This is a genomic window from Kitasatospora sp. NPDC091257, assembly GCF_044757675.1.
In the GTDB taxonomy this organism is placed as follows: Bacteria; Actinomycetota; Actinomycetes; order Streptomycetales; family Streptomycetaceae; genus Kitasatospora; species Kitasatospora lactacystinica.
The window spans coordinates 1-5,750 of record NZ_JBIVVI010000557.1; the positions used below are offsets into that span (position 1 = coordinate 1).

Consider the following 5,750-nt stretch of genomic DNA (forward strand, 5'->3'; position numbering starts at 1 on the left):
GTCGTCGGTGGGCCGGACGCGGCGGTCGCGGCGAACGTGACGGCCGGGGTGTCGGCGGGGGCGTCGGCGGGCGGGGCCGGGGTCCAGCCCTTGCCGCCGGTGTAGTCGGCGCGCACCGCCCAGGTGCCGGTGGCGTCCTGTTCCGCCTCCAGGTGGACCTGGCCGTCGGCGCTGACCTCCAGGTAGCAGGTGAGGCCGAGGTTGACGACCACCGGCAGGCCGGCGACCGTCAGCACCGGGCTGGCCTGCAGCTTGGCGAAGGGCACCCGGACGGGGGCCGCGCCGGTGCTGCGGGCGGCGTCGCCGGTGACCTTCCACTGGGCGTGGGCGCCGAGGTCGAAGCCGATCGAGGCGGTACGCGGGCTGCCGGCCGCCGCGCCGTGGTAGGCGAAGTGGACGGCGGGGTGGAGCTGGAGCGAGCCGGAGGCGTCGAGGCTCGCGCCGTCGGGCAGCGGGACGGGGGCCCTGAGGTTCACCTCCAGGGTGCCGGAGGCGTCGGCCTGGACGCCGTTCCCGGTCAGGCCGGCGGTCGCCTTGAGGTCCTTGACCAACGGGGTCACGGTGATGCCGTGCGGGTCGACGGGGACGTTGCCGTCGGCCTCGGTGCCGCCGAGGAGTTCGGCCAGGGTGGCCGGACGGGTGGTCAGGGCGATGGCGTTGCCCGCGCCGGGCCGGACGCCGGTGACGGCGACCAGCGCGCCCTGCGGGGCGGCGGCGGTGGGCGGGCTGGCGATCAGCTGTCCGGGCTGGACGGCCGCGGCCGCGACTGCGGCCGGCGGGACGGCGCCCGGCGAGGTCGTGGCCGAGGTCGTGGCCGAGGCTGTGGGCGAAGCCGTGGCCGGGGCCGATGCCGGGGCGGCCGGCCCCGTCGCCGACAGCACGGCCGTGCCGCCCGCCGGGTCGTAGGCCGTCAGCTGGAGGTTCTTCGCCGCCGCCGTGACGGCGCCACCGTCCTTGCCCGGGCTGCCGATCGCGGCCTGGTGGTCCCCGACGGGTGCGGCGGTGACGGTGGTTCTGCTCGGGGTCGGACGGCCGGCGGCGGGGCTGCCCGCCTTGGCGCGCGGGGTGCCGCCGGCGGGCGGGGCGGCGGCCGGGCTGCCCCCGGCGGCGGTCGCGGCCGGGTCGGCGACGGTGGCGGCGGCCGGTGCGGCACCGGCCTGGGAGGTACCGGGGCTGGTCGGCCCGCACGCGGCGGCCCCGGCGAGGACGAGGGTGAGGACGGCGGGGCCGGCGGCCCTGCCTATGGAACTCTTGAACACGCGGCGTCATGTTACTGACGAGGAATAAGTTTGTCGAAGACAGGCCAAAAAAGCCGGACCGATCAGGTTTAACCGCAGGTCATCCGAGGTTCGTCAGAGTGGAGGGATCAGCCGGGCGAACCGGGCCCCGCCCCAGCCGCGCCGCCGGCAGCGGCGACCCGTCCAGCGCACCGACCCCGCCCATGCCCCTGCCCGCGCCCCTGTCCGTGTCCTCGCCCTCGCCCTCGCCCGAGAGCTCGGCGAGGTAGCGCGAGCGCGCCATCGGTTCCGCCCCGAGGCTCCGCACGTGCGGCCCGTCCCACTGCGCGTCGAGCAGCCGCCCGCCCGCCGCGCCGAACCTCGCCCCGAGGTCGGCGACGGCGACCCGGGCGGCGTCCGGACGGCGGTGGAACATCGAGTCCAGGCTCAGCACCGGGCCGACCACCACCCCGAACACGCCGCCGATCAGCTCCTCCCCCTCCCACACCTCGCCGCTGTGCGCCGCACCCAGCCCGTGCAGCTTCATCAGCGCCGCCGCCAACTCCTCCGTGAGCCAGACCGGTTGACGCCCCTCGGCGCACGCCGCCAGCACCTGGCCGAAGGCCCGGTCCGCGCTCGTCCACCACGAGGACCGGTTGCGCAACCGCCGCTCCAGCCGCCTCCCGAGCCGGACGCCGTCGGGCACGATCACCGGCCTCGGGTCGGGCGACCACCAGGCCAGCGCGTACGGGTCCGTCCCGCCCGGCAGCAGCGCCACCTCGCCCGTCTCGACGGCGTCCCCGTACAGCGCCTCGCTGTACGCGCTCGCGTACACGTCCGCCGCCGGCAGCGGGAACAGCCCGCGCCGGTACGCCGCCAGCAGTTCTCCGGGCCCGAGCGACCCGCCGAAGGCCACCGGGCCCTCGCCGGAGCCGAGTCGCCCGCCCAGCGCGTCGAAGAGGCTCGCGTCGGAAAGGCTCCCCTCGGAACGGCTCCCCTCGGAACGGCTCACGGCGACGCCGCCCGCAGGAAGCCCTCCCGCTCCAGCCCCGCCAGGTAGTGGTCGATCAACCCGCCCTCCACCGGAGGCAGTTCGATCCCGCTCCCGGCCAGCGCCGCGTCCGCGTTGGCCCGCTCGAACAGCGGGAACGTCGGCCGGAAGTACATCTCGCTGATCGACAGGTCCGTCCCCGGCGCGCGGTCCACGAACAGCGGGACGAACGGTGCGATCGGGTGCGTCGGGTTCCCGGCGGCGAACCGGACCAGCCGCCGCACCCAGTCCCCGTACGGCAGTGGGGCGATCCGGTGGCCGCGCGCCCGCAGCCGCTCGGCGAGGTCGGCGAGGACGCCCGGCCGCGGGGAGGTGAGGTGGTAGACCTCGCCGGCGGCCGGTGCGTGGGCGGCGATGTGGGCGACGGCCCGGGAGAAGCGGTCGGCGGGGACGAAGTCGAGCAGCAGCTGCACGTCCGGGCAGGTACCGCTGTCGGCCAGGTAGGCGATCAGCGCGCACAGTTCGGTGCCGGTGTTCATCGCCCCGTCCGCGAGGTCCCCGGTGACGTCGTTGGTGCGCAGCACGGTGACCGGCAGGCCGGCGGCGGCCGCGTTGTGCAGCAGCTGTTCGGCGACCCACTTGCTCTCGACGTAGCCGACGCCGAGCCGTTCCGGGTGGGCGAGCGGGGTCCGCTCGGTGACCTTCGGGACCCCGGCCGCGCCGAAGCCGGCCAGGACGGCGAGGGTGGAGAGGTAGTGCACGGGGATGCCCCGGCTGTGCCCGGCGAGCCGGACGACCTCCCGGGTGCCGCCGACGTTGGGGCGGCGCAGCTGGTGGTACGGGTAGAGGAAGTTGACCTGCCCGCCGAGGTGGTGGATCGCGTCGAGGTGCCCGGCCAGCCAGTCGAACCGGTGGTCCGTCAGCCCGAGTGCGGGCCGGGTGAGGTCGCCGACCAGCGGCACCACCCGCCGGTCGGCGAGGTCGTGCCGCAGGAAGCGCTGCTGCGCCGCCCGCAGCCGTTCCAGCGCGTGTTCCTCGTCGGGCGCGCGGACCAGGCAGTGGATGCGGGCCCGGGTGGTGGCGAGCAGCGTGTGCAGCAGGTGGGCGCCGCAGAAGCCGGTGGCGCCGGTGAGCAGGATCTCGGCGGGCTCGGCCCGGGAGGGCGCCGGGCTCCAGGACTGCCGGAGGTCGTCGGTGAGCCGGGCCTCCGCGAACCAGTCGACGCCGGCGTCCCGTTCGGCGCCCGCGGGGCCCTCCGTGCGCGCCGCCCGCAGGGCCCCCGCGAAGGCGTGCAGGACGGGTTCGCGCAGCAGTGCCCGGGTGAGCGCCCGCACCTGCCCGACGTCGATGCCGAACATGATCCGGGCCCGCGCCAGCATCTCCATCGCGAGCAGCGAGGTGCCGCCGAGCGCGAAGAAGTCGCCGTCCGGGCCGACGTGTTCGACGCCGAGCAGCTCCGCCCACAGCTGCCCGACGGCCGCCTCGACCGCGTCCGCACCGGACGCACCGGACGCACCCGCTCCGGCCGGAACGGCCGGAACGGCCGGGCCGGCCGAACGCACCGGCGCGTGCGGCAGCCGCCGCCGGTCGATCTTCCCCGCCGCCGTCAGCGGCATCGCCGGCAGCGGCACGAAGTCGGCCGGCACCAGGTAGTCCGGCAGCCGCTCGGCCAGGAACGCCCGGATCCCCCGCGCCCCGCCGGCCGCCCCGGGGGCGAGCGTGTAGTACGCCGTGAGCGTGCGGCTGCCGTCCGCCGACTCCCCGTCGGCCGCGATCCGGGCCTGCCGGACGTCCGGGTGGGCGGCCAGGACGGCCTCGATCTCGGCCGGGTCCACCCGGTGCCCGCGCACCTTCAGCTGGTCGTCGAAGCGCCCGAGGATCTCCAGCTGCCCGTCGGCCCGCCACCGTCCGGCGTCGCCGGTGCGGTACATCCGCTCGCCGGGCAGCGGCGCGTACGGGTCGGGCAGGAAGGACTCGGCGGTGAGCCCGGCCTGCCGCCAGTAGCCGCGGGCGAGGCCGGGCCCACCGAGGTGGATCTGCCCCTTCTCCCCGGGCCGGACGGGGCGCAGCCGGGCGTCGAGCACGTGCACCCGCACTCCGGGCAGTGGCCGGCCGATCGGTACGGGCGCGGCGGAGCCGCCCGGTCCCGTCGGGCCCGGGCCGGTGGCGCCCCCGCCGAGGAGGTCGGCCGTGACCTCGCAGAGCGTCGAGGTGACGGCCGCCTCGGTGACCCCGTACGCGTTGAGCAGCCGGGCGCCGGGCAGCCGTTCCAGGCAGCGGCGGCAGTCGTCGGCGTGCACGACGTCCCCGCCGACCACGACCAGCCGCAGCTCCCGGGGGCCGGGACCGCCGGGCGGGAGCAGGTCGAGCAGGTGGTGCCAGTAGGCGGGGGTGAGGTCGGCGACGGCCAGGCCCAGCCCGGGCAGCCGGCCGGCCAGTTCGGTGGGCGCCCAGGTGCCGCCCGCGTCCCCGCCGCCCAGCACGACGGTCGCGCCCGCGAGCAGGGCGCCGAACACCTGCTCCAGCGCGGTGTCGGAGCCGAGCGCGGCCAGTTGCAGGACGCGTTCGCCGGGGCGCAGCCGGTAGGCGTGGACGATCCGGTCGAGGGTGAACAGCAGCGCACGGTGGGTGACGGGCACGCCTTTGGGGCGGCCGGTCGTGCCGGAGGTGTAGATCAGGTAGGCGAGGTCGTCGGGGACGGCGCCGTCGTCTCCCAGGAACTCGCCGGAGCCGCCGCCCCCCGGCCCGAGCACGGGTACCCGGGAGGTCCCCGGGAAGCCGTCGCCGTCCGCGACCACCACCCGGGCCCCGCAGTCCTCGACGAGCCCGGCCAGCCGTCGCCGCGGGTGGGCCGGGTCCAGTGGCAGGAAGGCCCCGCCGGCCTTGAGCACGGCCAGCCAGGCGGTCACCAGCCCGGCCCCGCGTTCCAGGCAGACCGGCACGACCTGCTCGGGGCCGGCCCCGCGGGCCCGGAGCGCGGCGGCCAACCGGTCGCTGCGCAGGTCGAGTTCGCAGTAGCTCAGCGTGGCGTCGGCGGCGATGACGGCGACCGCCTCCGGGTCGTGCGCCACCCGCGCGCGGAACAGTCCGTGCACCGTGTCGGCGAATCCGGCCGCCGCGCGCCGTACGGGGGCGCCGTCGGGGAAGCCCAGTTCGGCGGGGCGCCACTCGCGTTCCACCCGGTCCCGGCAGTCGGCCCGCCCGGCCGGTCCGTGGACCTGCCGCCAGCCGGCCGGGACGGTCAAGTCCCCGGGCCAGATCGCATACTGACCGTTGTCGTTGCGGACCACGGCGTGACGGTCGGAGCTCACATCCGTCCGTACGCCCTGTGCGCTGTCTACTGCGTCGTCCACCGGCTTGACCTCGTGCTGTGGCGGCAGAATGCTGGGGAGTGCGACATTTCCGACTATACGCACTCCTGCCCCGTCGAGGCCGTCCGGTCGCACCGGCTTCTCCTCGGTGTCGTCCGGGTCGCCCTCGATGTGCGGCATCACGGCGACGCCGGTCTCGAAGCCGGACAGGCCGAGCGCCAGCTTCGGGAA

Annotated in this window: 3 protein-coding genes; all 3 read right to left on the reverse strand. The window is 76.6% G+C overall.

All coding sequences use genetic code 11. The features are described 5' to 3' along the window. On the reverse strand, positions 1-1,259 hold a 1,259-nt coding region (locus ACIQOV_RS24210), incomplete at its 3' end, for a hypothetical protein (RefSeq protein ID WP_401051656.1). Between the two features lie 79 nt (positions 1,260-1,338). Further along, the gene (locus ACIQOV_RS24215; protein ID WP_401051658.1) at positions 1,339-2,229 is read right to left on the reverse strand and encodes a leucyl/phenylalanyl-tRNA--protein transferase; all 891 of its coding nucleotides are present in this window, start codon (positions 2,227-2,229) and stop codon (positions 1,339-1,341) included. Then, a partial coding sequence (locus tag ACIQOV_RS24220; protein ID WP_401051660.1) for an amino acid adenylation domain-containing protein occupies positions 2,226-5,750 on the reverse strand: 3,525 nt, incomplete at its 5' end. The genes ACIQOV_RS24215 and ACIQOV_RS24220, both read right to left, overlap by 4 nt.